We start from the raw sequence: 19,152 nt of genomic DNA on the forward strand, positions 1-19,152 counted from the left end.
CTCAGGCCGCCGCTCGCTGGCGCTCCAGTTCGCGCACCAGCGGGATCACCTCGCGGCCGAAGAACGCCACTTCTTCCTGGAAGTGCAGGAACGCCAACAGCATCAGATCCACCCCGGCGTCTTTCAGCGCGATGATGCGCTCGGCGATCTGCTGCGGCGTGCCGATCAGGTTGGTTTTAAAGCCGTCGTTGTACTGCACCAGATCCTCAAACGAGGATTTGGCCCAGTTGCCCTCGCCCTCCGGCGAAGCCGCCCCGGCGTTCTTCACCTCGTGGCCGAATCCTTGCACCGCCTCCGGGTTGGCGTGATCGATAATCTCCTGCAGCACCGCCTGCGCTTCCTGCTCGGTATCGCGGGCAATGACGAAGCCGTTCACCCCCACCTTGACCCGGTGCTGGTTGGCCCTGGCCTTGGTCTGCAGATCGTCCACCTGCTGGCGAATGCCCTCCACGCTGTTGCCGTTGGTGAAATACCAGTCCGAAACCCGCGCCGCCATGTCGCGCGCCGCCCGCGAGCTGCCGCCCTGGAAGATCTCCGGCAGCGGATCCAGCGGCTTGGGCTTCAGCGAGTAGTCGCGATAGCGATAAAAATCGCCGGCGAAGCTGAAGCTGGGCTCGGCCCAGATGCCGCGCAGGCAACGGATAAACTCTTCCGAACGCAGGTAGCGCTCTTCGTGGTCCAGCCACGGCTCGCCGATGGCCTTGAACTCGCCGCGGAACCAGCCGCTGACGATATTGACCGCGATGCGCGCCTCCGAAAGGTGGCTGATGGTGGCGATCTGCTTGGCCGCCAGCGTGGGGTTCCACGGCCCCGGCAGCAGCGCGGCGATCACCTTCAGCTTCTCGGTAGAATCCAGCAACGCCTGCGAAAACGACACCGACTCGTGCTGGTTGTCGGCGCCGTAACCGGCGGTGAAACGGATCTGGGTGAGCGCGTAGTCGAAACCGGCGCGCTCGGCGATCTGCGCCAGCTTGCGGTTGTAGCCGATGTCCCAACCGGTGCGCTGCGGGATGTTGCTGATCACCAGACCGCCGGAGACGTTCGGCACCCAGTAGGCGAACTGAATAGGCTGCTGCGAGTGGTTTGCTGCTGACATGCTTCTCTCCCTCTGCTCGTTGGCGCCGCGATGCGGCACGCATATAACCATTATTGATTTACAAATATTGAAAATCTTTTTTTGGTTATAAATCCGATAGCAGGATGCGTGCCAACCGCCGCGTTAAGGCATCTGGCTGAAAAACCGAAGGTTTAAAGCCGGCGGGTTAAAGCGGGTGCTGCATTGGTAACAGCGGCTGGCGGGCGGCTGTTGCCAATGCAGCAAACCGCTCACCCCGCCAATCCAACCGTTCACCCGGCGGATCTGACCGCTGAGCGAAATACGCCTGTCTTCCCCCCTTACCCCCGGCGATGATGAGCTGTTCCTAAACCCGCCTTACCTCGGGAAAGACGCTACGGCTCGCCGCGCCACTCTGACATCTCTTACAAGCGGATGAGTTCATTCATATTTTGCAGACTGGAATTAAGGATACCTCATGAAACGAGAGGGGATTTTAAAGCACATTCCGTGGATGCTGCTGGGGATACTCGGCGCAGCCTGCCTCGGCGTGGTGGCGCTGCGCCGCGGCGAACACATCAGCGCGCTGTGGATCGTCGTCGCTTCGGTGGCGGTGTATCTGGTGGCCTACCGCTACTACAGCCTGTACATCGCCACCAGGGTGATGAAGCTGGACGCCGGCCGCGCCACCCCGGCGGTGGTCAACAACGATGGCCTCAACTACGTGCCGACCAACAAGAACGTGCTGTTCGGCCACCACTTCGCCGCCATCGCCGGCGCCGGGCCGCTGGTGGGGCCGGTGCTGGCCGCACAGGTCGGCTACCTGCCCGGCACGCTGTGGCTGCTGGGCGGCGTGGTGCTGGCGGGGGCGGTGCAGGACTTTATGGTGCTGTTCATCTCCTCGCGTCGCAACGGCGCCTCGCTCGGTGAAATCATCAAAAAAGAGATGGGGCCGATACCGGGCACCATCGCGCTGTTCGGCTGCTTCCTGATCATGATCATCATCCTGGCGGTGCTGGCGCTGATCGTGGTGAAAGCGCTGGCGGAAAGCCCGTGGGGGGTGTTCACCGTCTGCTCCACCGTGCCGATCGCGCTGTTTATGGGCATCTACATGCGCTACCTGCGCCCTGGCCGCGTGGGTGAAGTGTCGATCATCGGCATCGTGCTGCTGGTGGCCGCCATCTGGTTCGGCGGCGTAGTGGCGCACGACCCGTACTGGGGCCCGGCGCTGACCTTTAAAGACACCACCATCACCTTCACGCTGATCGGCTACGCCTTTGTCTCCGCCCTGCTGCCGGTGTGGCTGATCCTGGCGCCGCGCGACTACCTGGCCACCTTCCTGAAAATCGGTGTGATCGTCGGGCTGGCGATCGGCATCGTGATCCTCAACCCTGAGCTGAAAATGCCGGCGGTGACCCAGTTCGTCGACGGCACCGGCCCGGTGTGGAAAGGCACCCTGTTCCCGTTCCTGTTCATCACCATCGCCTGCGGCGCGGTCTCCGGCTTCCATGCGCTGATCGCCTCCGGCACCACGCCGAAGCTGTTGGCCAATGAGACCGACGCGCGCTTTATCGGTTACGGCGCGATGCTGATGGAGTCCTTCGTTGCCATCATGGCGTTGGTGGCGGCGTCCATCATCGAGCCGGGCCTGTACTTCGCCATGAACACCCCGCCGGCGGCGCTGGGCATCACCATGCCGGATCTGCACCGCCTGGGCACCGAAGACGCGCCGATGATCATGGCTTCGCTGAAGGACGTGACCGTGCACGCGGCGGCGGCGGTCAGCTCCTGGGGCTTCGTCATCAGCCCGGAACAGATCCTGCAGACCGCCACCGACATCGGCGAACCTTCGGTGCTGAACCGCGCCGGCGGCGCGCCAACCCTGGCGGTGGGCATCGCCCACGTGTTCCACCAGATCATTCCGGGCGCCAACATGGGCTTCTGGTACCACTTCGGCATTCTGTTCGAGGCGCTGTTCATCCTGACCGCGCTGGACGCCGGCACCCGCTCCGGCCGCTTCATGCTGCAGGATCTGCTCGGCAACTTCGTGCCGTTCCTGAAGAAAACCGACTCGCTGGTGGCCGGCATCGTCGGCACCGCCGGCTGCGTCGGGCTATGGGGCTACCTGCTGTATCAGGGCGTGGTGGATCCGCTCGGCGGCGTGAAGAGCCTGTGGCCGCTGTTCGGCATCTCCAACCAGATGCTGGCCGCCGTGGCGCTGGTGCTGGGCACCGTGGTGCTGATTAAGATGAAGCGCGCGCAATACATCTGGGTGACCGTGCTGCCGGCGGTATGGCTGCTGATCTGCACCACCTACGCGCTGGGCCTGAAGCTGTTCAGCGACAACCCGCAGCTGGAAGGCTTCTTCTTCCTGGCCGGCGAGTACAAGCGCAAGATCGCCGAAGGCGGCGCCGAGCTGAGCGCCCAGCAGATCGCCAACATGAACCACATCGTGGTGAACAACTACACCAACGCCGGGTTGAGCATTCTGTTCCTGCTGGTGGTGTACAGCATCATCTTCTACGGGGTGAAAACCGCGCTGGCGGCGCACAAAAACCCGAAACGCACCGACCAGGAAACACCTTACGTGCCGGTGCCGCAGGCCGCGCCCGCCGACGGCGTAACTGAGGGGGAGGTCAAAGTTTCGACCCAGCATTGATGTGATTTAACGGATACCCTGCATAATAAACGTTAAGCAGTACCCAAAGCCGCACGGCCTGCGCATCGCAAGACGCCAGGCGTGCGGCGCGATGCAATCGAGATACCCGGGGCGACCCGGAGGTGGGGCATCCCTGCGGGAACCCCATCCCCCGGCTTCCCCTAATATCAGGCTTAAGCAAGCGCTGTAGTGATGCAGGGTAGAGTTGGAGAAGGCTTATGTTCGGAAATCTCGGCCAGGCGGGGAAATATCTTGGGCAGGCGGCGCGCATGTTGGTGGGCGTGCCTGACTACGATACCTACGTCCAGCACATGAAAGACAACCACCCGGACAAGCCGGTGATGACCTATAAAGAATTTTTCCGCGAGCGCCAGCAAGCGCGCTACGGCGGCGACGGCAAAGGCGGCATGCGCTGCTGTTAACCCGCAGTCACAAGGACCCGTATGAAACCCATTGCAGTCACCATCCTGACCGGCTTTTTGGGCGCCGGCAAAACCACCCTGCTGCGCCACATCCTGAACGCCGAACACGGCTATAAAATCGCGGTCATCGAGAATGAGTTCGGCGAAGTGCCGATCGACGATGCGCTGATCGGCGATCGCGCCAGCCGCATCACCACGTTGAGCAACGGCTGCATCTGCTGCAGCAAGTCCAACGAACTGGCGGACGCGCTGCTGGATCTGCTGGACGGCGTCGACAGCGGCCAGCTGGCGTTCGACCGGCTGATCATCGAATGCACCGGCATGGCCGATCCCGGCCCGATTACCCAGACCTTCTTCTCGCACGAGATCCTGTGCGAGCGTTTCCTGCTGGACGGCATCATCACCCTGGTGGACGCGGCGCACGCCGAGCAGCAGCTGAGCCAGTTCAGCATCGCCCAGGCGCAGGTGGGCTACGCCGACCGCCTCCTGCTGACCAAAACCGACGTGGCGCCGGACTGCGAAGCGCTGATCCAGCGGCTGCAGCGGATGAACGCCCGCGCGCCGGTCTACCAGGTGACGCACGGCGACATCGATCTGAGCGTGCTGTTCGACATCGAAGGCTTTACGCTGAACGACAAGCTGAACCTGACGCCGCCCGCCCCGCTGTTCCGCCTAATCCCGCAGCCGCAGAGCGACATCCGCTCGATCGTGGTGACGCTGGAGCGCCCGCTGCCGCTGATGCAAATCTCCGAGGTGATGGAAGGCCTGCTGCTGGAATACGCCGACAACCTGCTGCGCTACAAAGGCATTCTGTCCATCGAAGACGAACCGCGCCGCCTGCTGTTCCAGGGCGTGCAACGGCTGTATAACGCCGACTGGGATCGGGAGTGGCAGCCGGAGGAAGAGCGCAAGAGCACCTTGGTATTTATTGGCGTGGATCTGCCGGAGGAGGAGATTCGGGGAAGGATTGGGGGGTTGGGGTAAGATAAACCATTCCCCAGGCCAACACGGTCCATATCCAGCAAACTCAAGGATGAACGATGGCAAACAACGTGATGATAGTAGGATTAAAGGCGCTTAACCTGTGCGCGAGCGCCTATATCGTCATCAAACTGAGCACGGTGTTAGCCATCGGCATCATGTTTCTTATTGTCTCTTACGCCGGCGTGGAGGACGTTGGGCTGTCCAATCTCCTCGCCGGGGCGCTCATCATCCTGCCGCTGTTGGTCGTCGTCGGTGGCACGCTTATCGTCTGCGCCGTCGCCGCCTATCTCAACCTAAAGGCGCCCTATCGTAAAAAAGCGCTGTTCTTTAGCCTGCTGTTGGGCAGCATCTCTGCGGTTGGCCTGCTGCTGCCCTACACACGCGAGTTCGCGCTATCCACGGCAGCCGCCAGCGCCCTGGCATTGGGCAGCGCGCTGGGGATTTTTGCTTTGTCGAAGAGGCGGGTTCAAGCGTTGTAACGCCTGAAAAAGGCGGGTACGCGCTTATGCCTTTCCCCAATACGGCCCCGCCGCCACCGACTCGCGCTCGATCAGGCTGGCCGGGAAACTGGGGCGCTTGCTGAGTTCACCGCCGTCCAGCATCGACAGCAGGCGGTTGATGGTCTCCTGGATCATCTCGGTGACCGGCATCTTCATGCTCGACAGCGACGGCACGGTATAGGGCGCCAGCGGGATGTCGTCGAAGCCGATCACCGATACCGCCTCCGGCACCGCCACGCCGCGCTCCGTTAGCCGCTTCATCGCGCCGATAGCCATTTCGTCGTTGCCCGCGACGATGGCGCTGAACGGCTGCCCGCCGGCCAGCAGCACATCGACCGCCGCCACGCCGCTTTGCGCGTGCCATTTCCCCTCGACGATCAACGCCTCGTTAACCGCGATGCCCTGCTGCGCCAGCGCGGATTTGTAGCCGGAAAGCCGCTCCAGCCCGGTGGGGGAATCGAGCGAGCCAGTGATAAAGGCGATGTCGCGATGGCCGCGCGCGATCAGGTGCGCCACCGCCGCCGCGCCGGCGGCGTGCTGATCGCTGAAGATGCAGTAGCTGTCGTTCAGCCGCAGTCGCCGGTTGATCACCAGAATCGGCTGGCGGTGTTGGGAGACGATCTCGTCCATTTCCGCGATCGACAGAAAACGCGGATAGATGATCACCCCGTCGCAGCGCAGATCCAGCAAAAACTGAATGGCGGCCCGCTCCTCTTCGGCGGTGTGCTTGCCGTCCGCCAGGATCAGTTGGCGGCCGTTCGCCTCCATGATGCGCGCCGACTGCGCCATCAGTTCGCTGAAATAGTTGCCGCTGTAGAGGGTGTTGGTGACCACCAGGCCGAGGGTTTGGGTGGTGTTGGTCGCCAGGCTGCGCGCCAGCAGGTTGGGCCGATAGCCGGTTTCCGCGATGGCTTTATCCACCAACGCGCGTTTCTCCTCGCTGACATAGCCGCTGCCGGACAAAACGCGCGACACCGTCGCCTTTGAAACGCCGGCCTTTTTCGCCACCTCGAGTATCGTTGCCATCTGTGCGCCGCCAAAATCCATAGGTTCAGCGCAGTCTACCCAAGACGCCCGGCGTTTGGAACGTTTTCACGCCCCTGCACATCGGTATGCGCTTACCCCTAACGATCCAGATCACGAAAACGCAACGCCAAAAATCATAGTTCTTGCCAACCATGAAACACCAATACATGATTTTGTGAAACCGGTTTCTTATGGGCGTTTCATATGGATGGAACGACGGATCGCCCAGGCAGTAAATATTCGCCTTTGGGCTATCCGAATTGCTATCTGAGAGACGACACGCCATGCCGAAGAACTACGCAGAGATCTCGCACGCTATCGTGGCCGCCCTGGGCGGCGCGGGCAATATCGAGGCCGTGACCCACTGCATGACCCGCCTGAGATTCGTGGTGAAAGACAAAACGCGGATCGACACGCCGGCGCTGAAGGCCATCGACGGCGTGCTGGGCGTGGTGCACAGCGGCGAGCAGTGCCAGGTGATCATCGGCAACGAGGTGGCCAAGGCCTATCAGGCGGTGCTGGCGCTCGGCATGCCGGGCGCGGCGGCCCCCGCCGCCCCGGTAAAACGCCAGCTCACCCTTAAGGGCATCGGCACCGGCATTCTCGACGCGCTGGTGGGCACCATGTCGCCCCTGATCCCCGCCATCATCGGCGGCTCGATGGTGAAGCTGCTGGCGATGATCCTGGACATGGCCGGCGTATTCGAGAAAGGCTCCTCGACCCTCGTCATCCTCAACGTGATCGGCGACGGCGCGTTCTTCTTCCTGCCGGTGATGGTCGCCGCCTCGGCGGCGCTGAAGTTCAAAACCAACATGTCATTGGCGATCGCCATCGCCGGGGTGCTGGTGCATCCCAACTTTATCGATCTGATGGCCAAGGCGGCGCAGGGCCAGGCGGTGGAATTCGCTTTCATCCCGGTGACGGCGGTGAAATACACCTACACGGTGATCCCGGCGCTGGTGATGACCTGGATCCTGTCGCACATCGAACGCGGGGTGGATCGCATCACCCCGGCGGTGACCAAGAACTTCCTCAAGCCGATGCTGATCGTGCTGATCGCCGCGCCGATCGCCATTCTGCTTATTGGCCCGCTCGGCATCTGGATCGGCAGCGGCATCTCTGCGCTGGTCTACACCGTGCACGGCTATCTGGGCTGGCTTTCCGTAGCCATCATGGGGGCGATCTGGCCGCTGCTGGTGATCACCGGCATGCACCGGGTGTTTACCCCGACCATCATCCAGACCATCGCCGAGACCGGCAAAGAGGGCATGGTGATGCCTTCGGAGATCGGCGCCAACCTGTCGCTGGGCGGCGCTTCGCTGGCGGTGGCGCTGAAAACCAAGAACCGCGAGCTGCGCCAGACCGCGCTGGCCGCCGCCGCTTCCGCCATCGTGGCGGGGATTTCCGAACCGGCGCTGTACGGCGTGGCGGTGCGCCTGAAGCGGCCGCTGATCGCCAGCCTGATCAGCGGCTTCGTCTGCGGCGCGGTCGCCGGCATCGGCGGGTTGGCCAGCCATTCGATGGCCTCGCCCGGGCTGTTCACCAGCGTGCAGTTCTTCGATCCGGCCAACCCGATGAGCATCGTGTGGGTGGTGGCGGTGATGGCGCTCTCGGTGGTGCTGTCGTTCGCGCTCACGCTGATGCTGGGCTTCGAGGATCTGCCGGAAAACGCCGCCGCGCCCGGCCAAACCGCACCGGCGGCGAACGCCGCCAGCGCAACGCATTGAGACACCAGAGGATTGCATGTCCGATTCAACATTCCCGACAGGATTTTTATGGGGCGGCGCTTTAGCCGCCAACCAGGCGGAAGGCGGCTATCGCGAGGGCGGCAAAGGGCTGACCACCGTCGATATGATCCCGCACGGCGCCAACCGCATGGCGGTCAAACTCGGGCTGGAGAAGCGCTTTAGCCTGCGCGACGACGAATTTTATCCCAGCCACGACGCCATCGATTTCTACCACCGCTACCGCGACGACATCGCGCTGATGGCGGAGATGGGCTTTACCGTGTTCCGCACCTCCATCGCCTGGAGCCGCATCTACCCCAACGGCGACGAGCTGACACCCAACCCCGAGGGCATCGCCTTCTACCGCAGCCTGTTCGAAGAGTGCCGCCAATACGGCATCGAGCCGCTGGTGACCCTGTGCCATTTCGACGTGCCGATGCACCTGGTGACCGAATACGGCTCCTGGCGCAGCCGCAAGATGGTGGAGTTCTTCACCCGCTACGCCCACACCTGCTTCGAGGCCTTCGACGGGCTGGTGAAATACTGGCTGACCTTCAACGAGATCAACATCCTGCTGCACAGCCCGTTCTCCGGCGCCGGGCTGGTGTTTGAAGCGGACGAAAACCCCGAACAGGTGAAATACCAGGCTGCGCACCACGAACTGGTGGCCAGCGCGCTGGCGACGCGCATCGCCCACGAAGTGAACCCCGCCAACCAGGTGGGCTGCATGCTGGCCGGCGGCAACTTCTACCCGTGGTCCAGCAAGCCGGAAGACGTGTGGGCCGCGCTGGAGAAAGACCGCGAGAACCTGTTCTTTATCGACGTGCAGGCGCGCGGCACTTACCCCTCCTACGCCGCCCGCGTATTCCGTGAGAAAGACGTCAGCATCGTCATGGAACCGGAAGACGCCGACATCCTGAAGCACACCGTCGACTTCGTCTCCTTCAGCTACTACGCCTCGCGCTGCGCCTCCGCCGACATGAACGACAACAACAGCAGCGCCGCCAACGTGGTGAAATCGCTGGCGAACCCGCACGTGCCGCGCAGCGACTGGGGCTGGGGCATCGATCCGCTGGGGCTGCGCATCACCATGAACATGATGTACGACCGCTACCAAAAGCCGCTGTTCCTGGTGGAAAACGGCCTGGGCGCGCACGACGAGCTCAATGCAGCAGGCGAGATTGAGGACGACTACCGCATCAGCTACCTGCGCGAACACATCCGCGCCATGGCCGACGCCATCGCCGACGGCGTGCCGGTGCTGGGTTACACCACCTGGGGCTGCATCGACCTGGTGGCCGCCTCGACCGGCGAAATGAGCAAGCGCTACGGCTTTGTCTACGTCGACCGCGACGACCAGGGCAACGGCACCCTCGCCCGCACCCGCAAGAAATCGTTCTGGTGGTATAAGAAAGTGATCGCCAGCAATGGGGGGGATTTGAGGTAGGTTTGGGCGGTGGGGTTGGGGGCTTAAATTCGCTTAAGCTGCCCCAGCTTGTGTTCCGTTTTTCGTTGCAATATGGCAAAGAACCCTACCGCTGTCGTGCCCCAGCTCTCCGGCATAAATTCATCTGAAAAATGCTCCGCCATGCCTTCGTTTATACGCCCTGCATAAGTAGCCTGAAACTCTTTAGTCTCCTCGAGGATATCGCGGATGACTTGAGTGCCGTTTTGCTCCAGGATGCCGTCAATCACCCTCTCGGCCGTTTCGGCATCAGTAAACAGATCATAATCCTGACCGAAGTAAATACTGAATAGGCTACTGAGCTCGCTAAAGTGATTGCGAATCACGGTGGTGTTCAAAGCACTTTCACTGCAGCGCTTCTGGCCTGTTGTAGGAATGCGGGAACCGTGGTTCCCCATAGCTCCGGGCTGAAGGTAAAACCGAAACGTTGGCTGAATAATGACTCCACATTATCCTGCGCCAATAACGCATCTATCTCATTGACCAAATCCTCGCGCTGCTGATGAGTCGCCAGACGAATGTACTCTGCGATCAGCGCAGTAATATCGCCCTCTGCATTTATCAGGTCATAATCTTGACCAAAATAAACAACGATCAGGTTATCAAGTTCGCTGGTTTTCATCGGCTTATCTCGCAGGGAAGGCGCTAAGGATAAAGTAAGGTTTGCCATTATAGCGGGTAAATTCAATCACAACGCCAACCCGGTGACATTGATAGACGTCAGTGCTGCCGCGTAACACGCCGTAACCCACTGACTCTGAAAAATTATGATACACGCTCAAACGGCTGCCGGGAGATGCGTACTTTACCCAATTCATAATATCTGCACGGTTCGCCTTGACCGTGACAGATACATACTTTTCGGCCTCCTTTACCGATCTGAAGGTACTTGCCGCGATCAGTTTCGGGCGCCTGGCTAGCCTGGCAATAAGCGCTTCCGGAGCTATGTTTATATGCCGAGCCAATGTGTGCCCGCCCGGATATTTACCGCTAACGGACTCATGCTCAATCAGCTTAACCCGCCCCATGCGCACGGATGCGGCTCTGGCAGCACCAACCGCTCCGGCAAAGACTAAAGGCACGGCAATATCGACCGTTAAACCGACGTTATAGGCCGTTTCCCTATCGGCACCCAGTGTTTGCGCCAATAAAACGGCAGACTGATAAGTATCGGTAGTTGTTGGATGCCCGGTAATCATCTGATTGGAAGCAGCTTTGATGCTGTCCAGGCTATGCGTTCCCACCACCACACACCCGACTTTGGTGATAAACGTCGGATCCGGCGCATAGCACAACACCCCCGCCCCCATCAGCTCAACGACACCACCGGCAAGCCCCAAACCGCCAAGCAGACGGTTACTGAGCGTTTCGCCTTCAGTGACGCTTTCATCAGACAGTACCGCCGCAAGCTGCACCGGCGACAAGGCAATACGCAACTCATCTTCATTCGCCATGTTCGTTCATCCGTGAATTAGCAAAGCCGTATGATTAACATAAGCTCTAGAAAGGATAAATACTGGAACGGTTAACATTTAGTAGCGCGAATAGAGGATTACTGAGCATAACATTCATTTAGAGAATGGAATGCCATGAATTATATTCACTATATATAGACAACATTACAAATATAAAAGAGCACCATAAATAACTGCGATCTGTATTCCAATGCTGAAAGCAAACAAACTGTAATTCCATACAGCTTATTTTTTCCTTTTACTGATAACGCTATAGTTTTTTCGCTGCGGCAAAATCCGCAGCCGGAGTTAGCGTTCCGAACACTTACACAAGGCAGCATTATGTATATAATGTTGGGGCTTTAAACATCCAGAATTATGGTGGCCCAAGTGGGGGCTTCGCAAGAAGCGCCGGTTTCCTTCGTGTCCGGTAACGCTAACTCCGCTTGGGCTACCACCATGGGTTTAGCGTCTCATGTGGTAGTACGCATACTACACACTAAGGATAAAGACACATGGAAAATGTCGCCATCACCGAAAACACCACAAGTACCCTCACCCTTTATCGCCAACTGTTTAACCACCTCGATCTTAGCGCTTTCAATCCCTCAGAACTCTTAGACCTGGCCGCCCTCTCTGCCGAACAGGCGGAAGGGCTGTGCCACGGCCTGATACTGTTTGGCCACTTACTGCAAAAGCACCCACAGTTGGATACCGAAGGCTGGGAACAACTGAACCGCTACCTCAACGCCACGGCGCATCTGGTTCCTGCGCTATGTAACCTTTATGGACGTGCGTTGCGGGAGATGGAAGGCGTAGAACGATGAACTGTAGTAGCAGTGCTAGCCTTTGACCATCACTGCTACACTAAACTCATTGTCTACATCCAGACCTGAAGGAAATTCACTGGATATTTATCCATACACCTTTTAACTGGGTATAGTGAGTGATAAGCTATCACTAAGTCGTTCCACATTTGGAAAATGTTATTATGCAAGAGTTCCAAGAGTATGCCAGAAAGCTGCGTGTCGAAGCAGAACATCAGCAACAAACCAGACAAGAGCAAGACAAAGCTCTGGTCGAGAAACTGGTAGAAATTTACGATCAAAAAGCCATAGCTGAGCTTTTGCGTGAGGTCAGCGGGAGCTACGAGTGGACTCGTGAGTCACTCAATCGTTGGCTGAAGGGGAAAACCCCACAAAAAGTTTTGACAGAGGAAGAGTTCAAGTTACTTAGATCGATGTTGCCGGAACCTTCCCGGTTTCACCCCAACTATAAATTCCGCTTTATCGATCTGTTTGCTGGTATCGGTGGCATTCGCAAAGGTTTTGAAGACATCGGTGGGCAGTGCGTGTTTACCAGTGAGTGGAACAAAGAGGCTGTTCGTACCTACAAAGCGAACTGGTACTGCGATCCTGAACATCACAAATTTAATTCAGATATACGTGAAATAACTCTTAGCGAAGATAATGATGTCTCCGTTCAGGATGCTTATAAAAATATTGATAAAGAAATCCCTGATCACGATGTATTACTCGCAGGCTTCCCCTGCCAGCCATTCTCCCTTGCAGGGGTATCCAAGAAGAACTCACTTGGCCGTGCTCACGGTTTCGAGTGTGAGACTCAGGGTACATTGTTTTTTGATGTTGCACGGATCATTGCGGCCAAAAAACCTGCAATCTTTCTGCTAGAAAACGTTAAAAATCTTAAAAGCCATGATAAAGGAAAAACATTCAAAATTATCATGGAAACGTTAGATGAATTAGGTTATGAAGTTGCTGATGCTCAGGCTTCAGGCCCCAGCGATCCTAAAATCATCGATGGAAAAAACTTCTTACCTCAACATCGTGAACGTATCGTGTTAGTGGGATTCCGACGCGATCTCAATATTCATAGTGGTTTTACATTGAACGATTTACATCGTTTCTTCCCAGAGAATCGCCCCTCTTTCGGTGAGTTATTAATAGAGAACCCACCTGAAAAATATATTCTTACGGAGCATCTATGGAAGTATTTGTATAACTACGCAAAAAAACATCAGGCTAAAGGAAATGGCTTTGGTTTTGGCTTAGTCGATCCGAAAAACAAGGCAAGTATTGCCAGAACACTCTCAGCACGCTATCACAAAGACGGTTCAGAGATTCTCATCGACAGGGGTTGGGACATGAAGCTCGGTGAAACAAACTTCTCAGATCCCAACAACCAGGCCAACAGACCACGTCGTTTAATGCCCAAAGAATGCGCCAGAATTATGGGTTTTGAAAAACCTGATGGCGAATCATTCCGCATCCCTGTTTCAGATACTCAGGCATACCGGCAGTTCGGTAACTCAGTCATTGTCCCCGCTTTTGCAGCCGTTGCTAAGTTGCTTGAACCTTACATTGTTTCTGCTGTTGAAAAAGATAACAGTAAAGCTGCTTGAGGTGAAAAATGGCTGATGTGCATACCCCCGCAGTCAGAAGTAAAAATATGCGGGCCATACGCAATCAAAATACAGCCATTGAGAAAAAGCTATCCCAGCTTCTGGACGAAGCGGGGATAGCTTACCGTACTCAAGTTACGGACCTGCCAGGTAAACCTGATTTTGTTCTCGATGCATATAAAGCCGTCATCTTTGTTCATGGATGCTTCTGGCATCAACATGATTGCTATCTGTTCAAGATACCAGCTACAAGAACAGATTTTTGGCTAAAAAAAATTGATGCAAATGTGAAACGAGATAATAAAGTCACGGAATTATTATCAGAGCAAGGATGGCGCGAGTTGATTATATGGGAGTGCGCCATGAAAGGACGGCTCAAGCTTTCAACCAGAGCACTTTCAGAAAGAATTGAAGAATGGTTGTGTGCTAGCGATTCACATGCGGCTATTGATTCTAAAGGTATTCACAAACCAAATAATTAGCATTATAACAATATTAACTCAATGCTCCTTCTATGCAAAGAAAAGGCCTCACGACTAACTAAAATTTAGTCTTTTATCATCGACATCTGACCAATAACATGGATAATAGATTCATAGTAATAGATAGGTGGTATACATAACGATATTGATGAGAGGGATTAAGTGTCTAACTTTCAACATTGGCTAATAGAAAAGTCGTCAGATAATTGGTACATACATATAAAAAGACTCTCGGCAAATGATACCGGAGCTAGCGGTGGCCATCAATCTGGTGTTTATCTTCCTAATAATTCAGCAAATTTTATTTTTCCATCAATTAATCGGATTGATAAAAAGAACCCATCAGTGTCTCTTACTGCAAAAATAATTTCCCATGAAGCCAATGACTCTCAAGTAAGAGCTGTATATTACAACAGTAAACTAAGAAATCTTAACTCAAATGGCCGTAATGAAACTCGTATCACTTGTTGGGGTGGACAAAAAAATCCAGTACAGAGCCAAAATAATACAGGTGCCATAGCTATCTTTGCTTTTTATAGCCCAGATAATACAAAAGATTGTGAGCTTGTCGAAGTATGGGTGTGCAACTCCATTGAAGAAGAAGATTTACTTGAAGCAATTATTGGTGAAGTATTGCCTGGGACGGCGCTATCAGGGCCATCAGATCAGATATTGGGCGGTTTCGTTATTGATGATAGTGATTGGAAATCTCATAATTATACAATACCTGATTCATGGAAATTAACGTTCCCCAGCAGCAATGATATTATAGAATATCTTCCAAATATTTTTAAATTCAAAGCTAATACTCCAGATAAATTATTATTAGAACGACGTGATAAAGAATACTCCTTGTTCAGAAAAATCGAGGAAATTCACGTCATAGATAAAATAAAAGAAGGCTTCAACTCCGTAGAGGAATTCATTAAACTTGCGAATTCTGTCAGTAATCGCCGAAAATCTCGTTCAGGAAAATCACTTGAGATGCATCTTGAGAAAATATTTCTTGCGAATGGCCTTAAAAATTTTTCTACACAAAGCATTACCGAGGGAAAAAAGAAACCTGACTTTCTTTTCCCATCTTGGATGGAATATCACAATCCAGCATATCCTGCAGAGAAATTAAGAATGTTAGCAGTTAAAACGACCTGTAAAGATCGCTGGAGACAGGCGCTGAATGAGGCTAATCGTATTGATAGAATACATTTGTTTACTCTCCAAGAAGGCGTCTCAGTAAATCAGTTTATGGAAATGAAAGACGCCGGAGTTACATTGGTTGTTCCAAAACCTTTACACAAAAAATATCCTGAAAAAATCAGAAATGAATTAGTTTCCTTGAATGACTTCATTAGCGAGATTTTGTCTATCTATGCATAAATCATAGCATTAAGTTAATAGTTTACATCATCGCCCCCGGATATGTTACTCTAGGAAATAAAATACATGATATACTGAATGGGATCTTCTGATAGAGCAATCACAAGTAAGCTATGTTTTCCCATTTTATAGTTAGCAATTTAAAGAAGTTATTTCAGTAAAATATGGCAAACATCGCCAATATACGGCTGTTACTGTTCCGGAATCATCTGTTAGTTAACAATAATAACTTTACAGGGTTTTCGTGCCTAGGCTCAATGGGATAAAATAGTGCAAAATTTAAGACAGGAGTGTGAATATGGATTCAATTATTAGCTATAAAATCCGCCCAGCGGGAAGACATATACTCACCATTGGAAGAGACTTAATCCAAGACAGTTATGCAGCTGTCGTTGAGTTGGTAAAGAATGCTTATGATGCTGACTCACCTGACATACATATTGAATTTCGAGCGACCCCAAATTTAAATACAACTACAATTGTCATTACTGATCGTGGGCATGGTATGTCCAGAGATACCGTCGTTAATAAATGGATGGTTCCCTCTACCAAGGATAAACAAGAAAGACGAAAAAGCCCCTCTGGAAGGATAATGCAGGGACGGAAAGGAGTTGGCCGATATGCAGCTTCTATTCTAGGAACCGATTTTCTATTAGAAACAGTAGATAATCATGGAGATAAAACAACAGCCTTTATTGAATGGGATGCATTTGAAAATGCTGAGTTTCTTGAAGATGTTGAGATCCTCATCGAGACAATACCTACATTAGAACCCTCTGGCACAAAACTAACAATGTCTGGAGATATTAATGTGTTACAAGAGTGGGATCAAACCCAGTTTAATAAACTTAGGTTTGAGTTAAAAAAATTAATCCCGCCAATTAGCTCAATAAATAATAATGATTTTTCTGAAGATTTTCGTATCACACTTAGTATTGAAGGTTTTCCTAATGTTGACGACATTATAGAAAAAATCGTTCCCTATCCTATATTTGATCTATTTGATTATCGTATCACCGGATTTATAGGTGCCGATGGAAATGGTACATTGAGATATTCCCAACAGAATGCACGTAATACGTTTGAGGATGAGATTATTTTCGATAGCAGTACGGGTTCTTCTTGCGGTGATCTATTTTTTGATATTCGTGCTTACGACCGTGACAAAAATGCTATTGAATCGTTGATTGAACGCGGACTAAGGGATGAAAGAGGTAATTATGTTGGAAAACTTCAAGCGCGCCAATTGCTGAATAAGTACAACGGAATTGGTGTTTACCGTAATGGATTTCGAATTCGTCCACTAGGAGATGCTGACTTTGATTGGCTGAAACTCAATGAACAACGTATCCAAAATCCATCATTACGTATTGGTAATAACCAAGTTATCGGTTATGTTCTTATTCAATCAGACGAATCATCCGGCCTAGTAGAAAAAAGTGCACGTGATGGCCTTAAAGAGAACAAGGCTTTTTCCCGTTTGAAAGAAATCACAAGAATGGTAATTTCTAAATTGGAGGAGCGCAGATTTGATTACAGAAGAACAGCTGGAATAAGTCGGCCTGCAACTAAAGTCGAGCGTGAGTTAGAAGGGCTATTTTCTTTTGATGCTTTGAAAAAAGACATTAGTTTCCGACTAACTAAAGGTGGGGTAGATCAGCAAACGGTTCGTGAAGTGTTTGAAATAATTGATCGGGATGCTGAAGAAAAGAATAAAGTAGCTGACGATATTCGCCAAACTGTTGCTATTTATCAAGGTCAAGCCACACTTGGCAAAATTATCAACGTTATTCTACATGAGGGACGTCGTCCTCTCAATTACTTCAACAACCAGATTCCTAACATGAGTTTCTGGGCTAATAGATTTCGTCAAGAAAATGATATTGAGTCATTGGAAATGGTTATACCAATAGCTGAGGGAATTGCTGAAAATGCCGACATCTTCGTTAAATTATTTAGTAGGCTAGATCCATTAGCCGCGGGCAAACGTGTGGCTAAGAAACTATTTGATCTAAAAAAGATAATTCAAGATTCTTTTTCTGTCTTCACGGAGGAAATGAAAACTCAAAATGTTCAGCTGAGAGTTATCGGCGAAGATGGAATTAAATTCTTATCTTGGCAACAGGATATTTATGCTATTTTCACCAACCTTGCTGATAATAGTCTTTATTGGATGGAAAACAAAAAAATCACCGACCGACAGATAATCGTAGAGATCGTTACAGACAATGGGGTTTTACTCCATATCGATTATCACGATACAGGCCCAGGCATAGAGCCTAAATTCATATCAAGTGAAATGATATTTGAACCAGAATTTTCAACAAAAAAATCGGGTACCGGATTAGGGTTAGCCATTGCAGGTGAAGCTGCAATGCGTAATGGTTTGGAGTTAAAAGCCTTTGAGGCTAAGCCTGGTGCGTGGTTCCGACTGCAACCGATTACGGAGGATAATGAATCAAATGAGTAAATTCAGACTATTGTTGGTGGAGGATAATGAGCAAGACCGCGAGGTGTGCAGAGATACAATTATTCGTTATCGAGCCCAAACCCATCGTGATATAGAACTAATTGAGTGTGAAAACCTAGAAGAAGCACTTGAGAAAATCGATAACACCTTCGACGGAGCCATTATCGATATGAAACTGGCTGAACAAGGAAATGAGGGTAATCAAGTAATACAACTTATTGAGCAGTCTCAATTAAGAATCCCTGTTGCAATTCTTACTGGAACTCCGGATCCAGTAAATACTGATTTCGTAAATATTGGTATATTTAAAAAGGGCGATCCCGGTGCTAAATATGAGGATCTTCTCAACATTTTTTGGAAAATTTACGATACTGGCTTAACAAGAATTATGGGAGGTCGTGGTATTATTGAATCTACCCTCTATCAAGTCTTCCGCGGAAATCTACTACCGCAAAAAGAAAAATGGATGCTATATGGTTCTCAATGCCCCGAAAGAACGGAGAAAGCACTACTCCGACATGCCTTATCTCATTTATTGCAACTATTAGATGATGATGGAGATCGTAGCTACCCAGAAGAAATGTATTTATATCCCCCATTAACAGTACAAATAAAAACTGGAAGTATTGTAACAGAGCTTACGGGGAGCGTAAAATACGTAGTAATGAATCCTGCCTGCGACTTAGTAATGCGTGCACCAAACAAGTGTAATACAGATAGAATCTTACTCGCGGAAATCATACCACAACAACAACTGTTCCCAGACTTTCCAAATACTGGTTATAGTAATTCACAAAAAGGGGAGTTGCAGAAAGCATTTAGAAATAACAAAGCAACGTATTTTCATTGGCTTCCAAAAACTAATTTTTTTGATGGAGGTTTCATTAATTTTAGAAATATCTCAACCGTTTCTTATGATAGTTTTTTTGAAATGTATTCGCAACCTGAAATACAGGTTTCATCATCATTTATTAAAGAGATTATTGCAAGATTTTCAATTTATTATGCCCGCCAAGGTCAGCCAGATATAAATTTCGATAATTTCATCACCCCACCATAAACTACCATTGAAATTTCTGATGTTTATATTAAATGCTCATCAGAAATTTC

At 52.3% G+C, this 19,152-nt stretch carries 18 protein-coding genes; 13 read left to right on the forward strand and 5 right to left on the reverse strand.

Annotated elements, in window-relative coordinates; genetic code table 11:
• Position 1: 1 nt before the first annotated feature.
• The gene (gene sfnG / locus ACJ8PL_RS16770; protein ID WP_049239726.1) at positions 2 to 1,096 is read right to left on the reverse strand and encodes a dimethylsulfone monooxygenase SfnG; all 1,095 of its coding nucleotides are present in this window, start codon (positions 1,094 to 1,096) and stop codon (positions 2 to 4) included.
• Positions 1,097 to 1,532: 436 nt separating this feature from the next.
• On the opposite strand from sfnG, the gene ACJ8PL_RS16775 reads away from it, so the two are divergent.
• The 4 genes from ACJ8PL_RS16775 to ACJ8PL_RS16790 all read left to right on the forward strand — a co-directional run bounded on the left by ACJ8PL_RS16775 (position 1,533) and on the right by ACJ8PL_RS16790 (position 5,598).
• The gene (locus ACJ8PL_RS16775) at positions 1,533 to 3,713 is read left to right on the forward strand and encodes a carbon starvation CstA family protein (protein WP_079450037.1); all 2,181 of its coding nucleotides are present in this window, start codon (positions 1,533 to 1,535) and stop codon (positions 3,711 to 3,713) included.
• Positions 3,714 to 3,931: 218 nt separating this feature from the next.
• Entirely contained in the window at positions 3,932 to 4,135 is a 204-nt protein-coding gene (locus ACJ8PL_RS16780; RefSeq protein WP_004953088.1) for a YbdD/YjiX family protein, read from the forward strand.
• A gap of 21 nt (positions 4,136 to 4,156) precedes the next feature.
• On the forward strand, positions 4,157 to 5,119 hold the full coding sequence (gene yjiA, locus ACJ8PL_RS16785) for a GTPase (RefSeq protein WP_116404105.1): 963 nt from the start codon (positions 4,157 to 4,159) through the stop codon (positions 5,117 to 5,119).
• Positions 5,120 to 5,175: 56 nt separating this feature from the next.
• A complete protein-coding gene (locus ACJ8PL_RS16790) occupies positions 5,176 to 5,598 on the forward strand; it encodes a hypothetical protein (RefSeq protein WP_016929240.1) in 423 nt (140 codons plus the stop codon).
• 24 nt (positions 5,599 to 5,622) lie between these two features.
• Here ACJ8PL_RS16790 and ACJ8PL_RS16795 read toward each other — a convergent pair whose 3' ends face one another.
• Positions 5,623 to 6,645, reverse strand: coding sequence for a LacI family DNA-binding transcriptional regulator (locus tag ACJ8PL_RS16795; protein WP_139375546.1), 1,023 nt, complete (start codon positions 6,643 to 6,645; stop codon positions 5,623 to 5,625).
• 284 nt (positions 6,646 to 6,929) lie between these two features.
• Between ACJ8PL_RS16795 and ascF the strand changes: the two genes are divergently transcribed.
• Together ascF and ACJ8PL_RS16805 are read left to right on the forward strand one after the other, a co-directional pair.
• A complete protein-coding gene (gene ascF, locus ACJ8PL_RS16800) occupies positions 6,930 to 8,372 on the forward strand; it encodes a PTS cellobiose/arbutin/salicin transporter subunit IIBC (protein ID WP_116404104.1) in 1,443 nt (480 codons plus the stop codon).
• A 16-nt stretch (positions 8,373 to 8,388) separates the two neighbouring features.
• A complete protein-coding gene (locus ACJ8PL_RS16805; protein ID WP_306376584.1) occupies positions 8,389 to 9,819 on the forward strand; it encodes a 6-phospho-beta-glucosidase in 1,431 nt (476 codons plus the stop codon).
• 23 nt (positions 9,820 to 9,842) lie between these two features.
• On the opposite strand, the gene ACJ8PL_RS16810 is transcribed toward ACJ8PL_RS16805, so the two are convergent.
• Genes ACJ8PL_RS16810 through ACJ8PL_RS16820 form a run of 3 tightly spaced genes read right to left on the reverse strand, consistent with a single transcriptional unit; the run spans position 9,843 to position 11,291 of the window.
• Positions 9,843 to 10,175 carry a contact-dependent growth inhibition system immunity protein gene (locus tag ACJ8PL_RS16810; protein WP_442531294.1) on the reverse strand — a complete coding sequence of 111 codons (333 nt, stop codon included), beginning with the start codon at positions 10,173 to 10,175 and terminating at the stop codon, positions 9,843 to 9,845.
• A complete protein-coding gene (locus tag ACJ8PL_RS16815) occupies positions 10,172 to 10,459 on the reverse strand; it encodes a contact-dependent growth inhibition system immunity protein (protein WP_242141295.1) in 288 nt (95 codons plus the stop codon). Before ACJ8PL_RS16815 ends, ACJ8PL_RS16810 begins: the two co-directional genes overlap by 4 nt.
• 4 nt (positions 10,460 to 10,463) lie before the next feature.
• Complete coding sequence (locus tag ACJ8PL_RS16820) at positions 10,464 to 11,291, reverse strand: RNase A-like domain-containing protein (protein WP_306376582.1); 828 nt, start codon at positions 11,289 to 11,291, stop codon at positions 10,464 to 10,466.
• A gap of 378 nt (positions 11,292 to 11,669) precedes the next feature.
• On the opposite strand from ACJ8PL_RS16820, the gene ACJ8PL_RS16825 reads away from it, so the two are divergent.
• The 7 genes from ACJ8PL_RS16825 to ACJ8PL_RS16855 all read left to right on the forward strand — a co-directional run bounded on the left by ACJ8PL_RS16825 (position 11,670) and on the right by ACJ8PL_RS16855 (position 19,102).
• Positions 11,670 to 11,912, forward strand: a complete 243-nt coding sequence (locus ACJ8PL_RS16825) for an ash family protein (RefSeq protein ID WP_306376581.1) — start codon at positions 11,670 to 11,672, stop codon at positions 11,910 to 11,912.
• A complete protein-coding gene (locus ACJ8PL_RS16830) occupies positions 11,807 to 12,118 on the forward strand; it encodes a hypothetical protein (RefSeq protein ID WP_306376580.1) in 312 nt (103 codons plus the stop codon). Before ACJ8PL_RS16825 ends, ACJ8PL_RS16830 begins: the two co-directional genes overlap by 106 nt.
• Before the next feature lie 164 nt (positions 12,119 to 12,282).
• Complete coding sequence (locus tag ACJ8PL_RS16835) at positions 12,283 to 13,713, forward strand: DNA cytosine methyltransferase (protein WP_049187780.1); 1,431 nt, start codon at positions 12,283 to 12,285, stop codon at positions 13,711 to 13,713.
• A gap of 8 nt (positions 13,714 to 13,721) precedes the next feature.
• A complete protein-coding gene (locus ACJ8PL_RS16840) occupies positions 13,722 to 14,195 on the forward strand; it encodes a very short patch repair endonuclease (RefSeq protein ID WP_306376579.1) in 474 nt (157 codons plus the stop codon).
• 162 nt (positions 14,196 to 14,357) lie between these two features.
• Entirely contained in the window at positions 14,358 to 15,572 is a 1,215-nt protein-coding gene (locus tag ACJ8PL_RS16845) for a type II restriction endonuclease (RefSeq protein WP_306376578.1), read from the forward strand.
• Positions 15,573 to 15,870: 298 nt separating this feature from the next.
• Positions 15,871 to 18,042 carry a sensor histidine kinase gene (locus ACJ8PL_RS16850; protein ID WP_442531295.1) on the forward strand — a complete coding sequence of 724 codons (2,172 nt, stop codon included), beginning with the start codon at positions 15,871 to 15,873 and terminating at the stop codon, positions 18,040 to 18,042.
• Positions 18,035 to 19,102, forward strand: a complete 1,068-nt coding sequence (locus ACJ8PL_RS16855; RefSeq protein WP_306376576.1) for a hypothetical protein — start codon at positions 18,035 to 18,037, stop codon at positions 19,100 to 19,102. The genes ACJ8PL_RS16850 and ACJ8PL_RS16855 overlap by 8 nt, the downstream gene beginning before the upstream one ends.
• Positions 19,103 to 19,152: the final 50 nt, after the last annotated feature.

The sequence above is a fragment of the Serratia sp. CY83965 genome (assembly GCF_052166375.1).
Lineage (GTDB): Bacteria > Pseudomonadota > Gammaproteobacteria > Enterobacterales > Enterobacteriaceae > Serratia > Serratia marcescens.